Consider the following 17256-nt stretch of genomic DNA (forward strand, 5'->3'; position numbering starts at 1 on the left):
CTTTATGTCAATATATGCCGGTCGATTTCGTGCTTTGCAAGCCTACAGCGCCGCGCGTCTTTTCAGACGCGCACAGGACGCTGTAGCATTTTGAATCTGCGTATCGTGCCTTGCGAAAATCGACTTCGATTTTTCGCAAGCACGATACGCTGGCCAGATGACAGGCTTGTACGGCCTCTATATAGGCAATTGATACGCATTGCCCACCAAATCGGAGGAGTATCATGGCACCCGCAACCGGCAACGCCGCGCTTGGAAACTGGACGAGCCGCGCCTATCACCGCGACTGGCTGCTGGCCCAGGCAAACGGCCTCTTCGATTTCTTCCAGCACAATTCGCTCAACCCCAGTGGCGGCTTCTACGACCTCGACGATAGCGGCAGGCCGCTCGACGCCGAGGGCCAGGTCCGCAATATCCATATCGCAGCGCGCGCCGTGCATTGTTTTGCCATCGGCGCCCTGCTCGGCCGTCCGGGTGCTGCCGACGTCGTCGACCACGGCATGGACTATCTCTGGAACCATCACCGCGACCGCAAGAATGGCGGCTATTTCTGGTCGCTCGACAAGAATGGTCCGGTCGACAGCAACAAGCAGGGCTACGGCCACGCCTTCGTGCTGCTGGCCGCCTCCTCCGCCAAGACGATCGGCCATCCGCTTGCCGACGGCATGCTTGATGACATCACCCAGATTCTCAACACGAAGTTCTGGGAACCGCGCCACGGCGCGATCGCCGAGGAATTCACCGCCGACTGGCAGCCGCTCGATGGCGGCGCCTATCGCGGCCAGAATTCCAACATGCACCTGACCGAAGCGCTGATGGCCGCCTTCGAAGCGACCGGCGACAAGCAATACCTCGCCAAGGCCGAAAGCATCGCCGATCTCGTCATCCGCCGTGCGGCCGGCTCGGTCGACTGGCGCGTCGCCGAACATTTCGACGCCGAATGGAAGCTCGACAAGCAATATTATCATCCGAACGAAATGTTCCGCCCGGCCGGTACGACGCCCGGCCACTGGCTGGAATGGGCCCGTCTCATCCTGCAGCTCTGGGTGCTCGGCGGCAAACGCATCGAATGGATGCCGGATGCGGCCAAGGCGCTCTTCGAGCAATCGATGGCGCTCGGCTGGGACAGTGACAAGGGCGGCTTCTTCTATACGCTCGATTGGAACGACAAGCCCGCCAAGCGCAACAAGCTCTGGTGGCCGGCCTGCGAGGGCGCCGCCGCCGCCCACTTCCTCAACGAGCACCTGCCGAGCGACTACCACGAGGAATGCTACCGCAAGATCTGGAACGTCATCGAGCGCGCCTTCATCGACCACAAGAACGGCGGCTGGCACGAGGAACTGACGGAGGACCTCGTTCCCTCGCATTCGCTCTTCCCCGGCAAGGGCGACATCTATCACGCCCTGCAGGCCTGCCTCATTCCGCTCTTCCCGGCAACCGGCAGCCTGACGAAAGGCATCGCCGAGGCCGGCGGCAGGCTCTGAGGTTCACTGGTCCGGCACCCGCCGGCGCGGCCAACGTCCCGCTTAGAGCGGGGCGAGCCGCAGCGTATCCAGATCCTTTGCCAGCATCAGCGCCAGGGCCTCGACCACAAGATTATGGTCGTCGCGCTGCGGCAGGCCGGAAACGGTCACGGCGCCGATGCAGCCCGTGCCCTTGACGTTGATCGGGAAACTGCCGCCATGCGGCGCGTAATCGTCGCCGGAAAGGCCGTTGTCCTCGACGGTCTTGCCGTCCTTTTTCAGCTTCAGGCCCGAGGCATAGCTGCTGCGGAAATAGCGGAACACCATATTGCGCTTGCGGCGGACCCAGTTGACGTTGTCGGGCGTCACGCCGGGCAGCGCCGCATAGAAGACCGGCATCGAATGCAGGGTCACGTCGATCGCGACGCCGAGGCAGCGCTCGGTGGCGAGTTCCTGCAGCAGTTTGCCGAGCTGCCATGCCGTCGTCAGGTCGAAGGCATCGAAGCTCAGCTCTTTTTCCTGCTCCGCGATCCGGTTGAGATCGTCGTCGAGTGTCATGATAAGGCGCTCCTCTGCCGCAATGATCCGTTGCAGACCATTCTCGCCAGAGGCGAAAAAGTAAAGCAAAACTTGGATCTGTCCTGGCGTTAGAGCTTCGGCGTCAGCATCTCGAAACGGTCGCGTATTGTGGCGCAGGTATCGCCGCCGAGCCGCGCGATGGCGTCGATCGCGGCCGGATCGACATGCAGCCGCTCCGGATCGACGACGCCGTCGCGGTAATGTGCATAGACGATCTCGCCCATGACGATCTGCCGGGAGCGACCGAGTTCCAGCGTCACATGCCGCCGGCATTCGAAGGCGGCCGGCGCCTCGGCGATATACGGCGAAGCCACCTTCTCGCCTGATATCGCCGTCAAACCTGCCTCCCTCAACTCGTCGACGCCGCGCGGATATTTGGCGCCGCAGACATGCATGGCCTCGGCAATCGCGAAGGAGACGATGTTGACGGTAAAAACCTCGGTCATGCGGATATTGTGGCCGGTGTCCTTGAACGACATGTCGGGATGATTCTCGACCCCGATCGCCAGGATCGGCGGATCCGCCGACAGGCAGTTGAAGAAGCTGAAGGGGGCGGCGTTGATCCGGCCGTGTTCATCGACCGTGGTCACCAGCGCGATCGGCCGCGGAATGATCGTGCCGATCATCAGCTTGTAACGCTCGCGCTCGGAAAGCTCTTTGAAGTCGAAGGAAATGGCCATGGCTCAGCCGAGCTTCCCGGCCGGCGAGAAGGCGCTCATCGCGCCGGTGAAGGGTTTCGGCAGCGGCGAGGCGTAGGAGCCACGCTTGCTGGTGGAAAGCCCGAGCGAGACCAGCGCCTCGGCCTGCTTGACGGCGGCCGAGACACCATCGACGACGGGCACGCCGTAAAAATCCTGCAGTTGACGCGCCAGATCGGTCATGCCGGCGCAGCCGAGCACGATCGCCTCGGCGCCGTCTTCTTCAAGCGCCCGCTCGATCTCTGCCCTGAGCTTGCCGATCGCGCCCGATGCCGCATCTTCGAGCTCCAGCACCGGAATGTCGGAGGCGCGCACCTTGGCGCGCGCGCCCATGCCGTAGCGGCGCACCAGATTGTCGATCAACACCCGCGACCGTTCCAGCGTTGTCACCACGGTAAAACGCTGCGCCAGAAAACTTGCGGTCAGGATGGCGGATTCGCAAAGCCCGAGGATCGGCACGTCGGCAAAACTCCGCGCCGCTTCGAGCCCGGTATCGTCGAAGCAGGCGATGACAGCCGCGTCATAGCCGGCCGCTTGCCGTTCCTTCAGTTCGGAAAGCAGCCCGGGGATCGCCAGCGCCCCGTCATAATGGCCCTCGATGGAGACAGGCCCCATGCGTGAGGTGGCCGCGATGATCTCGGTGCCGGATGCGGCCACTGCGCGCGCGGCGGTCGCCGCCTTTTCGGTCATGGAGGCGGTGGTATTGGGATTGACGATGAGAATGCGCATGTCAGTTGATCTTTGCCTGTCGCCGGCTGAGCATGGTCATGATGCCGAGCGCAATGAGAATGATGGTGAAGGAAAACACTGTCGTCACCGTGCCGAGCGCATAGAGCACCGGCGTCGTGACGTTGGTCGTCATGCCGTAGATTTCGAGCGGCAGCGTATTATAGGTGCCCGACGTCATCAACGTCCGGGCGAACTCGTCATAGGACAGCGTGAAGCCGAACAGGCCGACGCCGATCAGGCTCGGCGCGATCATCGGCAGCACGACATGGCGGAAGGTCTGCCAGGAGCTGGCGCCGAGGTCGCGCGCCGCCTCCTCATAGGCCGGCGAGAAGCGGTTGAAGACCGCGAACATGATCAGCACGCCGAAAGGCAGGGTCCAGGTCAGATGCGCGCCGAAGGCGGAGGAATACCAGGCGGGTTTGAGCCCGCCCTCCTGGAAGACGACGCCGATACCGAGCGAGACGATGATCGACGGCACGACGAGGCTGGCGACCGTCGCATAGAACAGCGCGGTCGAACCGCGGAAACGGCGGCGGAAGGCAAGACCGGCAAGCAGCGACACGACGACGGTCACGACCATGACCATCAGCCCGAGCGAAAAGGAGCGCCGGAAGGAGGCGCCGAAATCGCCGACCGCCTGCTTTTCGAACAGGTTGAAGAACCAGTGCGTGGAGACGCCGTTCATCGGGAAGGTCAGGCCGCCGTCCGGTCCCTGGAAGGAGAGGATCAGGATCGCCGAGAGCGGGCCGTAAAGGAACAGCACGAAGACGACGAAGAAAATCGCCAGCAGATAGAATTCGAGGCCGCGTTTCTCGTGGTTCATCTCAAAGCTCCTTGCGGATATCGACGACGCGCAGGATCGCCGCGACCATCAGCAGCACGACGGCCAGCAGCACCACGGCATTGGCCGCCGCCGCCGGATATTGCAGCAGCGACATCTGGTTCTTCATCATCAGCGCCACCGAGGCGCTCTGGCCGCCGGACATCACCTGCACCGTCGAGAAATCGGCCATGACAAGGGTGACGACGAAGATCGTGCCGATCGCCATGCCGGGTTTGGCAAGCGGAATGACGACGTTCCACAGCACCTGCCAGCCGGACGCGCCGGCATCGCGCGCCGCCTCGAACAGCGACCGGTCGATGCGCATCAGCGTGTTGAAGATCGGCGTCACCATGAACAGCGTATAGAGATGCACCATGGCGAGCACGACGGCAAAATCGGAATAGAGCAGCCATTCGATCGGCTGCGGGATGACGCCCATCTCGATCAGCGTCGAATTGACGAGGCCGTTGCGCCCGAGCACCGGGATCCACGAGATCATGCGGATGATGTTCGAGGTCATGAACGGCACGGTGCAGACGAGAAAGAGGATCATCTGCGTCGAGGTCTTGCGGATGTGGAAGGCCAGGAAATAGGCTACCCAGAAACCGATGACGAGCGTCAGCGCCCAGACGATGGCGGTGAATTTCAGCGTGTTGAGATAGGTCTTCCAGGTTACCCACGAACCGAGCGTGTCGGTGTAGTTCATGGTGAGAAAGTCGGGATAGAGGCCGGCGAAGTCGTAATCCCAGAAGCTGACGACCGCGATCATGGCGATCGGCAGCAGGAAGAAGAAACCGAGAATGGCGATCAGCGGCGTCGCCTGGAGATAGGAGATGGCTGAGGGGGAGAGGCGGAAGGCGCGGCTGCGGCGGCTGTGCTCTTCCGTGTCTATTGCGATGGTTGCCATATCCCGTTCTCCGTTCTGATTACGTCAGGTTGAACGAAGGCGCGTGCCGCCCCCTCATCCGCCTGCCGGCACCTTTACCTGGGTCGAGCCACTGGTCTCGACCCGTCCTCCGGACCCCCGCCGGGAGAAGAGGAATCCCGGCAGCGTCTCGGCCACCGCGAAGCTTGTTTTCGAATGGGAAGGGTCAGAAAGCCCCTCCCCAACCCTCCCCACAAGGGGGAGGGAGTTTCTTTGCCGCACCGCCTCCGGGCTCCCTTCCCCTTGTGGGGAGGGTTGGGGAGGGGAAAACGGCAATCGCCTTAGGCAGCGATGAACTCGTTCCAGCGGCGGACCATGTAGCGGTCTTCGTCCATCACCGAGTTCCAGCAGGCAACCGCACCCATGCGGGCTTCGAAGGCGCCGCCGTCGCGCACGGCGCCGGCCTTTTCCATGACCTTGCCCTCGGGCGACAGGATATCGCCTTGCGCCGGCTTGCCCTCGATCCAGTAGCCCCACTCGTCTGCCGTCATGAAGTTCTTGGCGGTTTCCATGCAGGCGGAATAGTAGCCCTGGCGGTTGAGGTAGCCGCCGACCCAGCCCGACGTGTACCAGTTGATATATTCATAGGCCGCGTCGAGTTCGGCGCCCTTGAGGTGCGACGCGAGGCCGAGGCCGCCGCCCCAGGCGCGGTAGCCTTCCTTGAGCGGCTGATACTTGCAGGCGATGCCCTTGGAGCGGACGGCGGCCACGGCCGGCGACCACATGGACTGGATGACGACTTCGCCCGAGGCCATCAGGTTGACCGACTCGTCGAAGCTCTTCCAGAAGGCGCGGAACTGACCGTCGCCCTTGGCCTTGATCAGGAATTCGATCGTCTTGTCGATCTCTTCCTTGGTCATGTTGCCCTTGTCGGCATATTTGATGTTGCCCATGGCTTCCATGATCATCGCCGCATCCATGATGCCGATCGACGGGATGTTGAGGATCGAGGTCTTGCCCTTGAACTTCGGGTCCATGATATCGGCCCAGCTGGTGATGTCGCGGCCGACGAGATCCGGGCGGATGCCGAGCGTATCGGCGTTGTAGATGGTCGGAACCATCGTCATCCACTGCGTCGGCTCCTTGGCGAACTTCTTGGAATCCTGCCCCTCGACGAAGCCGACCGTGTGCGGCGCGGTGCCCTGGGCGATGACGCTGTCCGGCTTCATCTTGCCGTTGATGAACAGCGGCACGATCTTGTCGTAATATTTGAGCTTCTTGACGTCCATCGGCTGCAGCACGCCCGTCGGGAACACCTTCTTGGCGATCCAGTATTCGATGTCGGCAATGTCGTAGCTGTCGGGCTGGGTGACGGCGCGCTGGGCGGCGGCGTCGGAATCGGTTGCCGTCATCTCCAGCGTGATGCCGAGATCGGCTTTGCACTTCTCGGCGATGGCATTGATGTTCGAAACACCGGTGCCGAACTGGCGAAGCGTGATGTTCGTCTTCGCCCAAATGGTGGGAAAGCCGGTGAGAGCGCCGGAGCCGGCAATGGCGCCGACGGCTGCAGCACCCGTCTTCAACAGGGTGCGGCGGGAAAGACCATTCGCGGCCTTGGTCGATGTCGTTTCAGTCGTCATGTCAGTTCCCCTTTTTGTTAATGCGCAAGGCTGGTTGTTGATGGTGATGGTTCATGCGGAAGAGCGGCCGAGAAGCAAGGCATCATCGAGTTCCCAGCTGAGCGAGACCGCCTCGCCGACGGCCACCGGGCGGGCGAAATAGTCGCTGTCGTCCGATATGACGGTGAAGTCGTCGCTGCCGGCGCCGAGCACGGTGATCTTCACGGAGGAGCCGCGATATTCGACGTTGGAGACGATGCCGTTGAAGCCGAGTGTCCATTCGGTCGCCACCTGCAGGCGCACGCGGTCGGTGCGAATGCCGATATCGACAGCTTCGCCGACTGCCCTGCCCGCGCCGCGCACGGAAAAGCTCTGCCCCTCCGGCACGGTCATGACGAGCACGCCGTTGCCGCTCGACGTCACCCGGCCGGTCAGCACATTGTGATCGCCCATGAAGCGGGCGACGAAGGCAGTCGCCGGCTTCTCGAAGACCTCGCGCGGAGCCGCCGCCTGCTCGATCCGGCCGTCATTCATGATGACCATGATATCGGCGAGCGCCATCGCCTCTTCCTGGCTGTGGGTGACGTGCACGAAGGTGATGCCGAGCGACTTCTGCAGCTTCTTCAGTTCGGCGCGCATGCGGATCTTCAGGAACGGATCGAGCGCCGACAGCGGCTCGTCGAGCAGCAGCGCCTCCGGATCGGTGATCAGCGCGCGCGCCAGCGCCACACGCTGCTGCTGGCCGCCGGAAAGCTGGGCCGGCCGCCGGTTGGCATAGGGCTCCATCTGCATCAGCTTCAGCATCTCGAGCGCCTTGGCCCGCCGCTCGGCCTTGTCGACGCCCTTCATCTTCAGGCTGAAGGCGACATTGTCGATGAGGTCGAGATGCGGAAACAGCGCATAGGACTGGAACATCATCGCCGTGCCGCGTTTGGCCGGCGGAAAATCGGTGACGACGGTATTGCCGAGCCGGATATCGCCGGACGAAATGCTCTCGTGGCCGGCGATCATACGCAGCGTCGAGGTCTTGCCGCAGCCCGACGGACCGAGGAAGCAGCAATAGGAGCCGGCCGGAATCTTCAGGCTGATCCCATGGACGGCCGTCGTCGCCCCATAGACCTTCGAAACGGATACTATATCGATCTCTGCCGCTTTCGACATCATGCCTTCCCCTGTTCGAAGAAGATGATGCATCTGCCGTGCCAATCCGATTTTAGCTGCTCAAACCATTGTAAATAAATGAATTTGCCCAGAAGGACCGCGCTAGAGCAAATTATGAGCATAGCATCGTCTGCACATGATTTAGGCTATTGTCCGCAATTTACGCAAAAAATCGTATACAATTTAGCGGCTGCTTCGGCCACAAATTCCGTTTAACTTTTGCCGCGAAGCCGGATATGGTTTGCCCGTCATCAGGGAACAGAATTACATGAAATCCGCCGCCAAGGCTGCGCAGGCCGAAGACTCCGCCGAAACCGGCGCGCAGCAGATCCGCGACGCCATTCGCGAAGCGATCGTCGAGCGCAGGCTTTCCCCCGGCACCAAGCTTTCCGAGAGCGATGTCGGCAACCTGTTCAACGTCAGTCGCACGCTTGCCCGCGCGGCGCTGCAGGCGCTCTCTTATGAAGGTCTCGTCAGCGTCGAGAAGAACCGCGGCGCCTTCGTCGCCTATCCCTCCCCCGACGAGGCCCGCCAGATCTTCGCCGCCCGCCGCCTGGTCGAGCCGGGCATATTGCGCGAGGCAGCAGCGCGGATCACGCCCGGCGACATCGCCCAGTTGAGACAGCTGCTGCTCGAGGAAGGCCGGCTGATGAGCGAGCGCGGCCAGACGGCGCGGCGCGCCGAGATCAAGGCGTCGGGCGATTTCCATCTGATGTTGGCGGAAATATCAGGCAATGCGATCATGCAGCGTTTTATGGAGGAACTCGTCGCCCGCTCGTCGCTGGTGATCGCGCTCTACGGCCAGTCGACCGCCTCAAGCTGCGGCCATTCCGAACATGGCGATATCATCGCGGCGATCGAAAACGACGAACTCGACCGCGCCTGCCAGCTGATGCTGCATCACATCGCCCATATCGAGGCCGACCTCGATCTGCGCGAACGCAAGAGCCTCGGCCTCAAGGAGGCCTTCGAACTCTGACGGGAGCGCCGGCGCGGCTGCCTATGCCACGCGGGTCGCAGTCACCAAGGCGTCGTCTTCGGCAGGCTGTCCAGCGCCTCGAAAATCTCCTCGGCGGTGCGCGGTTCGCTGGAGCGCAGCTTCACCGTCCCGTCGCGCCCGATCAGGATCAGCCCGAACTCGCCCGACGGCGGTCCCTGCAGCCGCTCTCTGACATCGTCGGCATCAAGATCCCAGTCGTCGTCGAACAGCGAGAAGGCGCCGCCGCCGGCGATGATGAACACTTCGACATCTTCCTCAATGAGACGCATATGGGCGTTGCGCAACCATTCGTCTTGGATCACCGCGCGATCGTCCTGCGCATCGGCGAAGATGATCAGCACCCGCTTGCTGTCGCGAAACTGTTCGAGCGATTGCGGAAGTTCCGGCTCACGCCGCGGTGTGCCGATGATTTCTTGAACGATGGATTTCAGCATGGTGCTATTCCTCGCCCGTCATCATGCGACGGGCTGTGTCTGCGCATTCCAGCACCTGCGCGCAAACGGCGCGGAGAACGCTGTAACGCGCTGAATGACTGAATAATTCCCAATCCGGTGCGAATTGGAAACATGGAAAGAAACGGCTGGGAATAAGGGAGGTTCCGCCGAAACAGAAAAGGATCGCAGCCCTAAAGCGCCGCGATCCTTTTCCTGTCAGTCGCGGCTTTGGTCTTCGGCCGCATGCGAGGAAACGGCGACGAGATCCGCCGTGCCGTTGGCGAGAAGACGTTTGCGCACCAGCACGCGCATGACGCGTGCCGCCGTCGAGAAGGTCATCTGGTCGAGCGGACCTTCGCCTTCCCACGGCTTGGTCAGCCGCTCGGTGACGGCGCCGACGATATTCATCGGCACGATGTCGGTGCATTCGCGCATGGCTTCGAAAACGAAGCTGATCGGGATGACCCGGCCTTCGTGGGTCACGATCGGTTCGGTCAATTCACTGTCCCATTCCTCGAAGGCGTAAAGTGCCTCGCGAAACAGCTGCTGGAGGGTAAACGGCGCGTGGCCGTTATGAAGTGGCGGCAGGGCATTCATCATGTCTGTCTCCTCTTGATGGATTGAAGCCAAATTCCTCCTGGATCGGTCGGCATCGACGCGGGGAACGCAGCTTTTTGCCCCTCGCAGACCGAATAACACGATTGATTCTATAGAGTAACACGCGAGGGATAAAGCCCATTTCTCCGCCGAAACGGAAGCCATTTGCTTAAGGGCATGAAATTCCTGCATGTTTTAGGCGAAATTTTCTCGCCACACGCCATTCTTGAAAATCCATGCCAGCCGCGCCGCACTGGTGCAAAAGGCCGGAAAAACCGTGAAAAATCACGGAACTTTTGCGGCTGTAATCTGTTTTGTTCTCACTTTGCAAAAAGCAGATGGGGTTACCACCAATGACGCAAATCCGTGAACCGGAGCGGCGGACCAGGGTTCTGCGTGGCCGTCCATATAGTCTTGACGAATTCGCCTCCAAATATGGCCTGCGCAGCGAGCAGGCCGAAAGCCTGTTCACCCGTTTCGGGCCCTCCTCGATCGAACTCGACTTGCTGATGGCAGCCAAGCGCCGCGCGCCCGTGCCGCCGGACAGAATTGCCGAATAACGCCTTTTCACCAACGGAACGGACAAATGAGCGACAGACGCCACGATTGGATCAGCAAGCGAGCCTACGCAATCTGGGAAAAGCAGGGCCGCCCCGACGGCCGCGACGACGAACACTGGCGCCAGGCGGTCGCCGAGCGTGATGCCCTGGAGCGCACGCAGGCCTCGGTCGACGGCCGCGAGGTGCTGGTGAAATTCCGCCCGAAGCCGCCACGGCCGGAACTGCCGAGCCAGGACTGGATCAATCCGTCGACAAAGGTTGGTTGAGCCGGCCGCGCGGCCTGGCGATCAGACCATCAGCCGCGCAGCACACCAATCAGCCCATCAGCTACGCGGCACCACGACCAGCCCTCATCCTGAAGGTGCGTAGGCCTAAGGCCGGAGCCTCCGGGGGCGGGTGGCTACGCGCTTTAAGCCTTATCCGTTGCCGGAGCAGACACGGTGGCCGACCCTCGTCCTTCGAGGCCCCTGCGGGGCACCTCAGGATGAGGGCGGAGAGAGGCTGCGGCTCGCGGCTTATCGGAGGACTGAGCGGCAAGCCCCAGGGTCTTCTCTACACGGCATCACACGCGCCACCGCCACATGGCACACCGACCACAAGCTGCGCCCTCTCCGACCTCATCCTGAGGTGCCCCGCAGGGGCCTCGAAGGACGAGGTCGGCCACGGCAGGCCGAAGACCGGGGGTGGCTGGGCGATCCAACGCCGCCCGATTGCTGGCCGTTCACTCCCCATGCTAGCCTGCCGTCATGGAAGTCACCGTCTATATCCTCCGCTGCAGCGACGGCTCATACTATACCGGGGTCACCAAGCAGGAGATCGAGGCGCGTGTCTGGGAGCACAATGCCGGAACCTATGACGGCTACACCGCCAAGCGCCTCCCCGTCGAACTCGTCTTTACCGAAACCTATGACCGCGTCATCGACGCCATTGCCCGCGAGCGGCAGATCAAGGGCTGGTCGCGCCGCAAGAAGGAGGCATTGATTGCCTTGGATTACGAGGCCTTGCCGGAACTATCGAAACGCGGGCCGGTCAGGGCTGAGTGAGCGGGGTGGCCGACCCTCGTCCTTCGAGGCCCCTCCGGGGCGCCTCAGGATGAGGGCGGAGAGAGAGTACCCGTAATGGCACAGTCTAGCCGCCACCCCGACCGCCGACTGTTCCGGCTCTAAACGCTTCATCAAGCATATTGGCACAAAGATAGGGGATAAGGCCTATCCCCCTTCCCGCCGGCGACATTGCCGCTCGACACCCTCTTTGCAAAATTGGAAACGGGTGGACATGAAGCCGGCTCATGGGCGGAGCGCGGATTTCATTTCGCCGGGGGGCCGGCTTCGATGCCAGGCGATGCTGTTCATATCAGGGAAAAGACGGAAATCGTTCGCCGGGGCAGACTTGTCAGAAAGCCTTGTGTTCCTGGCAAAGTGCCCGATGGACCTCGGTCCAGAACAGCGCCAGCGGGCTGTCGCCGTTGCGTTCGGCAACGAGGGCGCGGATCAACGCTTCGGAACCTGCCATGTCCTGCCAGCTGGATTTGAGGCCTTTGGCGGCCTGTTGGCATTCGGCAATCTCGAATGGTCTCTTGCTGTCCATATGAGGTCTCCTCATGAAGGCGCTAGCAGGTGGTGCCCGGATTGTCACTCCCGCATATGTGGGGATGCCTTGTATTTTAGACGGTCCTCACGGTAGGATTGAGCGAATTGGGACGATGGAAATGATTGAGAATACTTACAGCGACAAGTTCGAACCCGCTTTCGAACAGATCAAGGCTGCGCCCAATGTGGATGCCGCCATCCGTATTCTCCAGGCGGAATATGGCCTCGATTTCGTCACCTACCATCTCGCCCAGACGATCGCGAGCAAGATCGATTCGCCCTTCGTGCGCACCACCTATCCCGATGCCTGGGTCTCGCGCTACCTCCTGAACAGCTATGTGAAGGTCGATCCGATCGTCAAGCAGGGCTTCGAACGCCAGCTGCCCTTCGACTGGAGCGAAGTCGAGCCGACGCCGGAGGCCTATGCCATGCTGGTCGATGCCCAGAAGCACGGCATCGGCGGCAATGGTTATTCCATTCCCGTTGCCGACAAGGCGCAGCGCCGCGCGCTGCTGTCGATGAATGCGCGCATCCCGGCCGACGGCTGGAGCGAACTCGTGCGTCGCTGCCGCAACGAATGGATCGAGATCGCCCATCTGATCCATCAGAAGGCCGTCTATGAACTGTACGGCGAACATGATCCGGTGCCGGCCTTGTCGCCACGCGAGATCGAGTGCCTGCACTGGACCGCGCTCGGCAAGGATTACAAGGATATCTCGGTGATCCTGGGCATTTCCGAGCACACCACCCGCGACTACCTGAAGACCGCCCGCTTCAAGCTCGGCTGCGCCACGATTTCGGCGGCCGCCTCGCGGGCGGTGCAACTGCGCATCATCAATCCATAGAGCATTTTTCGTTTTCTTCGATCCACGACCCTGTTTTCGCAAGCGAGATTCGAGACGCTGAAGTGTTGCCGCGCTTCGGCGTCTTGCCGTGTGCAGGGCATAACCCAGTCCTCATACTTTTGGGCTAATCCCCCCATCTGTGGGGGCCCATCTGAGGGAATTTCCGATGCGGCCGGCCTGAACCATTCTGCTCTCCACGAACTGCAAACGCTGGAGGGCAAGATGTTCGTTATCATTCAGGCACATGAGTATCAGAAACACGCTGCCGTACTCGACCAGATGTTCCGCCTACGCAAGAAGGTCTTCGCCGACACGCTCGGCTGGGACGTTCCCGTCATCGGCCCCTACGAACGCGACAGCTATGATGCGCTCGCCCCGGCCTATCTCGTCTGGTGCAACGACAGCCGCACGCGTCTTTATGGCGGCATGCGCCTGATGCCGACGACCGGCCCGACCCTTCTCTACGACGTCTTCCGCGAGACGTTTCCCGCTGCCGCCGATCTCGTCGCACCAGGCATCTGGGAGGGCACGCGCATGTGCATCGATGAAGACGCGATCGCCAAGGATTTCCCCAATATCGATGCCGGCCGCGCCTTTTCGATGATGCTGCTCGCGCTGTGCGAATGCGCGCTCGACCACGGCATCCATACGATGATTTCCAACTACGAACCCTATCTCAAGCGCGTCTACAAGCGCGCAGGCGCCGAAGTGGAAGAACTCGGCCGCGCAGACGGCTACGGCAAGTATCCCGTCTGCTGCGGCGCCTTCGAAGTGTCGGATCGCGTGCTGCGCAGGATGCGCGCCGCCCTCGGCCTGACCCTACCCCTTTATGTCAGACACGTTCCGACCCGCTCGGTCGTGACGCAATTCCTGGAGATGGCAGCATGAACCGCCTCGCTGAAACCACAACGCAGAAAGATATCAGCGCGCTCGAGCGCCATGTGCTCGCATCCCGCGACATCGCCACTCAGATAGGAGATCCCTTCCTCTCCTATCTGCTCTCGATGGCGCTGTTTACGATCTACGAAAAGAAGGCCCAACACGAGAACGAGGCGCTGAAGAGCAGCTTCAGCTGAGGGTGCGGTTCCCCTCCGCCCGCCTGAAGGGGAGCATGTCTCCCGGCGCCTCGCGCGCAGCCGCAAAACCTGTCCCCGTTTTGCGGCTGCGCGCCCCTGTCTTGTCGCCAGGCCATCCGCTCACGTCATCAGGGAATCGATCGTCGAGATCAGCGTATCGTGCATGTAGGGTTTCGGCAGGAAGGCTGCGTTGGCGGGCAGCGCCATCGGATCGAGCCGCACCATGCCCGAGGTGATGATGATGCCGATATTCGGCCGCATCGCCCTCACCCGCTTGGCAAGCTGGATGCCGTCCATCGAACCGGCCATGTTGACGTCGGTGAACAGGATATCGACATCCTGCCGGCCCTTCAGCACCACCAATGCCTCATCGGCATTCGCCGCCTCCAGCGCCACGTGCCCGACATCCTCCAGCACATCGAGGATATTGAACCGGATCAGCGGCTCATCCTCCACGATGAGCACCACGGCACTGTTCGAAGCGACCATCTGCAAACGCCCTTTTCATGCGGAATCTGATTCGAATAAGTGTATTCCGCGCGGCAAGGTTCCAGTGCCTTTGCCCATGAAATATGCATCATCCACAGATGTTGCCCTGCCCGCTTGTGGCTCCCTGCAATTTGGGCTAGAGCGAACCGATGCTGCGGGAACCATTGCCCCGGCATCACGGTGCCGATCTTCGGCACCGCGACGCCCACCACCGGCGTCAGGGCCTGTAGCTCAATGGTTAGAGCCGGCGGCTCATAACCGCTTGGTTGGGGGTTCGAGTCCCTCCGGGCCCACCATTTCATGCCTCTTGGGCACTTCCGAGACAACAACGCGAACGCCGCGTTCGGACAAGCCTCACGCTCCCTATCGTTTTTCGGGAAAAATCGTTTGAGATCGTATACTTATCGACACGCCCGTGCCGGCTGGCGATAAAGGCAGGCGGTTCATACCCGCTCGGTTGGGAGTTCGAATCTCTCCGCGCCTACCAATCGTTTACGTGGTTTGCAGGCATCGAACCGCTGGGGGAAAGCTGCTTGACAACATTTTTGACAACATCGGCCTTTCCGGCCGGCGAAGACGCCGGCCGGAACTCCAACCGAGCTTCATGGATTCAGCAACTGCCGCGCCATCCAGCCGTCGACCTGATCGGCGTCATAGACAATGCGTCTTCTGGATATCCTATGACGCTTGAAAAAGTCCGGATCGTCCTTCTCTCGTCGCTTGATCGTGCTTTCCGAGAGGGTGGTTCGTTGGCAAGCTTCGTTTAGTCGATAGAATCGGCTCATTTCGATTCTCCTCTGTTGACGATGGCTCCGGCCAGCGGTCTCCCGCTCGTGCGCCATCATGTACACTTTAGCAAAAACCAAGTATAAATGCAACTTTTGGAGGAATTGTTGACAATATGTCAATTTTTTACTCACGCACTAGTCGAATCCTTGAAGTACACTTCGCTGAGTCTTCCTTATCTACGAGTCCTGCAGCATCGTTGCATGCTCAGAAGCAAAAGATGATCTAGAACGACCCATAGCCAAAACTTTTTGCTTACTCTATAATCGCCACGATCACCAAGCGAGCAAAAAGGCTTGACATGAGCAACTTGTTATATATAGTTGGTCGTGCAGTATGATAGAGCCGTCGGGGCGCCAGCAGGGGCAACCGGCCTGCCTCATTCAGTCGAATCCTTGAAGGATTCGGCGGCGACTAAGGGTTGACAGAAGCGACGCCGTACAGGAGACCCGCACCTTTTAGAAACGCAGAGGGCCGATTTAATTCTACTTCGGAACCTTGTTGAAGCTGGATTCGTGGTTAGCAACGCGCGTCATAGCAACCCCTGGACCGCGCTCGCTATTTCCGTCGATGAAGACTGCGCCGCGGGCCTCGAGTGCGGCGCGTACCCTCTCGATTGCGTCTACGAGAATGTTGGTTTCGCCTCTCTCTATCCTAACGATGATTTGACGGCTAACACCAGCCAAGCCAGCCAGCTCGTCCTGGCTAAGTCCCATCAAAGCGCGCCCAGCGCGGAGAACATTCATAATTTCCGACGTCGAATCCATGGACCGAGCAGGCGGCAAATGGGACCAATTGTCAACAATTAGAGAAACGCACGGTGAGCAGACGTGTGAGGATGTTTCTGGGTAACCGCTGTTCCACTCCCACCTTGCCAATTCCGAACGGATACGGGAGGGCTTCTCCGGCATTCTGCAAGTCGATGGCTATGCCGGATACAACAGGGTGGTCGGACCCGACCGCATTGGACAGGACATTCGGCTTGCCTATTGTTGGGCACATGCTCGTCGCAAGCTGGTGGAGATCACCCCGAACGGAGCAGCATCTATTGCCGAGGGCGGCGTCAAACGGATCGGTGAACTGTATCGGATCGAGGCCGAACTGCGCGGTCTTGATCCGGAGGCTCGCCTCGCCGGGCGACAGGAACGGTCTGCGCCGCTCGTTGCCGACATGCAAACCTGGCTTGTCCATCACCGTGCCCGTGTCTCAACCAAGTCCCCACTCGGCGAGGCTTTGGCCAACACCGCCAAATACTGGGATGGTCTGAAGCTCTTCCTGGCCGACGGACGCATCGAGATCGACAACAATCCTGTTGAGCGGACCATCCGGCCGATTGCGCTCAATCGGAAGAACGCACTCTTTGCGGGTCATGATGCCGGAGCCGAGAACTGGGCCGCCATCGCCTCGCTGATCGAGACCTGTAAACTCAATGCCGTCGATCCGCTGACCTATCTGACCAGCATGCTCACCGCCATCGTCAACGGCCACAAGCAGAGCCGCATCGATGAGCTCCAGCCGTGGAAATATTAGAACAAACGGCTGAAGTCTGCTGTCGGCCCTAAGCCGACATCGAGATGCTGCGGAATGCACTTTTCATTTAACGACGGCGGCTAATTGATTTTCACAGTGCTGGTTCAGAACACCCAGGTCAACTCAATCCGCCCGCAAAGCAAAAGCTGTCCGCCAGACATAGTCGCAGGCGGTGATCGTATCTACTTCGTCGCCCAGTTCGTCCAAAATGGACAACACGGCTAGACGTGTTTCGGGCCACGCTTTCGCCAAAACTTCCATTAAAGCCACAATTTCGGACATCCTTTCGATCAATGGTTCGCTTCCGACCCGTGGCTCCGAGGCATACAAAATTCAATAAGTAGCAGCGGCCTCCCCAGGAGCGGAAACATCGAACTGAGCTGGCAGTACGGCCATTTCGACCACAGTCGTCT

The 17256-nt window shown here is 60.7% G+C and carries 22 protein-coding genes, 1 tRNA gene and 1 pseudogene; 10 read left to right on the forward strand and 14 right to left on the reverse strand.

Features of this window, described 5'->3' with window-relative positions; genetic code table 11:
- Positions 1-224: 224 nt before the first annotated feature.
- Positions 225-1484, forward strand: coding sequence for an AGE family epimerase/isomerase (locus AMC88_RS14915; protein ID WP_012484551.1), 1260 nt, complete (start codon positions 225-227; stop codon positions 1482-1484).
- A gap of 42 nt (positions 1485-1526) precedes the next feature.
- On the opposite strand, the gene AMC88_RS14920 is transcribed toward AMC88_RS14915, so the two are convergent.
- The 7 genes from AMC88_RS14920 to AMC88_RS14950 all read right to left on the reverse strand — a co-directional run bounded on the left by AMC88_RS14920 (position 1527) and on the right by AMC88_RS14950 (position 7937).
- Entirely contained in the window at positions 1527-2021 is a 495-nt protein-coding gene (locus AMC88_RS14920) for a heme-degrading domain-containing protein (protein WP_012484552.1), read from the reverse strand.
- 89 nt (positions 2022-2110) lie between these two features.
- On the reverse strand, positions 2111-2722 hold the full coding sequence (locus tag AMC88_RS14925) for a flavin reductase family protein (RefSeq protein ID WP_064825475.1): 612 nt from the start codon (positions 2720-2722) through the stop codon (positions 2111-2113).
- A 3-nt stretch (positions 2723-2725) separates the two neighbouring features.
- Positions 2726-3469, reverse strand: coding sequence for an aspartate/glutamate racemase family protein (locus AMC88_RS14930; RefSeq protein ID WP_064825476.1), 744 nt, complete (start codon positions 3467-3469; stop codon positions 2726-2728).
- A gap of 1 nt (position 3470) precedes the next feature.
- Positions 3471-4292, reverse strand: coding sequence for an ABC transporter permease (locus AMC88_RS14935; RefSeq protein ID WP_064825477.1), 822 nt, complete (start codon positions 4290-4292; stop codon positions 3471-3473).
- A 1-nt stretch (position 4293) separates the two neighbouring features.
- Positions 4294-5199: an ABC transporter permease gene (locus AMC88_RS14940; protein WP_064825478.1), complete on the reverse strand. Its 906-nt coding sequence runs from the start codon at positions 5197-5199 to the stop codon at positions 4294-4296.
- A 299-nt stretch (positions 5200-5498) separates the two neighbouring features.
- Positions 5499-6797 carry an ABC transporter substrate-binding protein gene (locus tag AMC88_RS14945; RefSeq protein ID WP_012484556.1) on the reverse strand — a complete coding sequence of 433 codons (1299 nt, stop codon included), beginning with the start codon at positions 6795-6797 and terminating at the stop codon, positions 5499-5501.
- A 51-nt stretch (positions 6798-6848) separates the two neighbouring features.
- Positions 6849-7937 carry an ABC transporter ATP-binding protein gene (locus AMC88_RS14950; protein ID WP_012484557.1) on the reverse strand — a complete coding sequence of 363 codons (1089 nt, stop codon included), beginning with the start codon at positions 7935-7937 and terminating at the stop codon, positions 6849-6851.
- A 268-nt stretch (positions 7938-8205) separates the two neighbouring features.
- Between AMC88_RS14950 and AMC88_RS14955 the strand changes: the two genes are divergently transcribed.
- Positions 8206-8916 carry a GntR family transcriptional regulator gene (locus tag AMC88_RS14955; protein WP_004674445.1) on the forward strand — a complete coding sequence of 237 codons (711 nt, stop codon included), beginning with the start codon at positions 8206-8208 and terminating at the stop codon, positions 8914-8916.
- 41 nt (positions 8917-8957) lie between these two features.
- Here the strand turns inward: AMC88_RS14955 and AMC88_RS14960 are convergent, their stop codons facing one another.
- Positions 8958-9371 carry a DUF4174 domain-containing protein gene (locus AMC88_RS14960; RefSeq protein ID WP_041683705.1) on the reverse strand — a complete coding sequence of 138 codons (414 nt, stop codon included), beginning with the start codon at positions 9369-9371 and terminating at the stop codon, positions 8958-8960.
- Between the two features lie 216 nt (positions 9372-9587).
- On the reverse strand, positions 9588-9971 hold the full coding sequence (locus AMC88_RS14965; RefSeq protein WP_004674441.1) for a BRA0787 family protein: 384 nt from the start codon (positions 9969-9971) through the stop codon (positions 9588-9590).
- A 350-nt stretch (positions 9972-10321) separates the two neighbouring features.
- Here AMC88_RS14965 and AMC88_RS14970 point away from each other — a divergent pair, with 350 nt between their 5' ends.
- The 3 genes from AMC88_RS14970 to AMC88_RS14980 all read left to right on the forward strand — a co-directional run bounded on the left by AMC88_RS14970 (position 10322) and on the right by AMC88_RS14980 (position 11571).
- Positions 10322-10528: a hypothetical protein gene (locus tag AMC88_RS14970; RefSeq protein ID WP_004674439.1), complete on the forward strand. Its 207-nt coding sequence runs from the start codon at positions 10322-10324 to the stop codon at positions 10526-10528.
- Between the two features lie 26 nt (positions 10529-10554).
- Complete coding sequence (locus AMC88_RS14975; RefSeq protein ID WP_004674437.1) at positions 10555-10794, forward strand: DUF2934 domain-containing protein; 240 nt, start codon at positions 10555-10557, stop codon at positions 10792-10794.
- A 480-nt stretch (positions 10795-11274) separates the two neighbouring features.
- Positions 11275-11571 (forward strand): GIY-YIG nuclease family protein, encoded by a 297-nt coding sequence (locus tag AMC88_RS14980; RefSeq protein ID WP_064825479.1) that lies wholly within the window; start codon positions 11275-11277, stop codon positions 11569-11571.
- A gap of 349 nt (positions 11572-11920) precedes the next feature.
- Here AMC88_RS14980 and AMC88_RS14985 read toward each other — a convergent pair whose 3' ends face one another.
- Positions 11921-12115 (reverse strand): hypothetical protein, encoded by a 195-nt coding sequence (locus AMC88_RS14985; protein WP_004677738.1) that lies wholly within the window; start codon positions 12113-12115, stop codon positions 11921-11923.
- Between the two features lie 121 nt (positions 12116-12236).
- Here AMC88_RS14985 and AMC88_RS14990 point away from each other — a divergent pair, with 121 nt between their 5' ends.
- The 3 genes from AMC88_RS14990 to AMC88_RS15000 all read left to right on the forward strand — a co-directional run bounded on the left by AMC88_RS14990 (position 12237) and on the right by AMC88_RS15000 (position 14038).
- Positions 12237-12962 carry a LuxR family transcriptional regulator gene (locus AMC88_RS14990; protein WP_029531407.1) on the forward strand — a complete coding sequence of 242 codons (726 nt, stop codon included), beginning with the start codon at positions 12237-12239 and terminating at the stop codon, positions 12960-12962.
- 222 nt (positions 12963-13184) lie between these two features.
- Entirely contained in the window at positions 13185-13850 is a 666-nt protein-coding gene (locus AMC88_RS14995) for an acyl-homoserine-lactone synthase (protein ID WP_064825480.1), read from the forward strand.
- Entirely contained in the window at positions 13847-14038 is a 192-nt protein-coding gene (locus AMC88_RS15000; protein WP_004677735.1) for a hypothetical protein, read from the forward strand. Before AMC88_RS14995 ends, AMC88_RS15000 begins: the two co-directional genes overlap by 4 nt.
- Positions 14039-14158: 120 nt before the next feature.
- On the opposite strand, the gene AMC88_RS15005 is transcribed toward AMC88_RS15000, so the two are convergent.
- Positions 14159-14527: a response regulator gene (locus AMC88_RS15005; RefSeq protein ID WP_064818666.1), complete on the reverse strand. Its 369-nt coding sequence runs from the start codon at positions 14525-14527 to the stop codon at positions 14159-14161.
- A 220-nt stretch (positions 14528-14747) separates the two neighbouring features.
- Between AMC88_RS15005 and AMC88_RS15010 the strand changes: the two genes are divergently transcribed.
- Positions 14748-14823 (forward strand) — tRNA-Ile (locus AMC88_RS15010).
- A 306-nt stretch (positions 14824-15129) separates the two neighbouring features.
- Here the strand turns inward: AMC88_RS15010 and AMC88_RS15020 are convergent.
- Together AMC88_RS15020 and AMC88_RS34595 are read right to left on the reverse strand one after the other, a co-directional pair.
- Positions 15130-15312 carry a helix-turn-helix transcriptional regulator gene (locus tag AMC88_RS15020; protein WP_167355285.1) on the reverse strand — a complete coding sequence of 61 codons (183 nt, stop codon included), beginning with the start codon at positions 15310-15312 and terminating at the stop codon, positions 15130-15132.
- 486 nt (positions 15313-15798) lie between these two features.
- Positions 15799-16224 (reverse strand): helix-turn-helix transcriptional regulator, encoded by a 426-nt coding sequence (locus AMC88_RS34595; RefSeq protein WP_335726530.1) that lies wholly within the window; start codon positions 16222-16224, stop codon positions 15799-15801.
- Between AMC88_RS34595 and tnpC the strand changes: the two are divergent.
- A pseudogene (tnpC, locus tag AMC88_RS15030) lies at positions 16190-16843 on the forward strand (IS66 family transposase); the annotation flags it as partial. The gene AMC88_RS34595 and the pseudogene tnpC sit on opposite strands and share 35 nt — an antisense overlap.
- Positions 16844-16966: 123 nt before the next feature.
- On the opposite strand, the gene AMC88_RS33645 reads toward tnpC, so the two are convergent.
- Positions 16967-17137: a hypothetical protein gene (locus AMC88_RS33645; protein ID WP_167355286.1), complete on the reverse strand. Its 171-nt coding sequence runs from the start codon at positions 17135-17137 to the stop codon at positions 16967-16969.
- Between the last annotated feature and the right edge of the window lie 119 nt (positions 17138-17256).

Origin of the sequence: Rhizobium phaseoli, assembly GCF_001664385.1 — a bacterium.
Taxonomy (GTDB): Bacteria; Pseudomonadota; Alphaproteobacteria; order Rhizobiales; family Rhizobiaceae; genus Rhizobium; species Rhizobium phaseoli.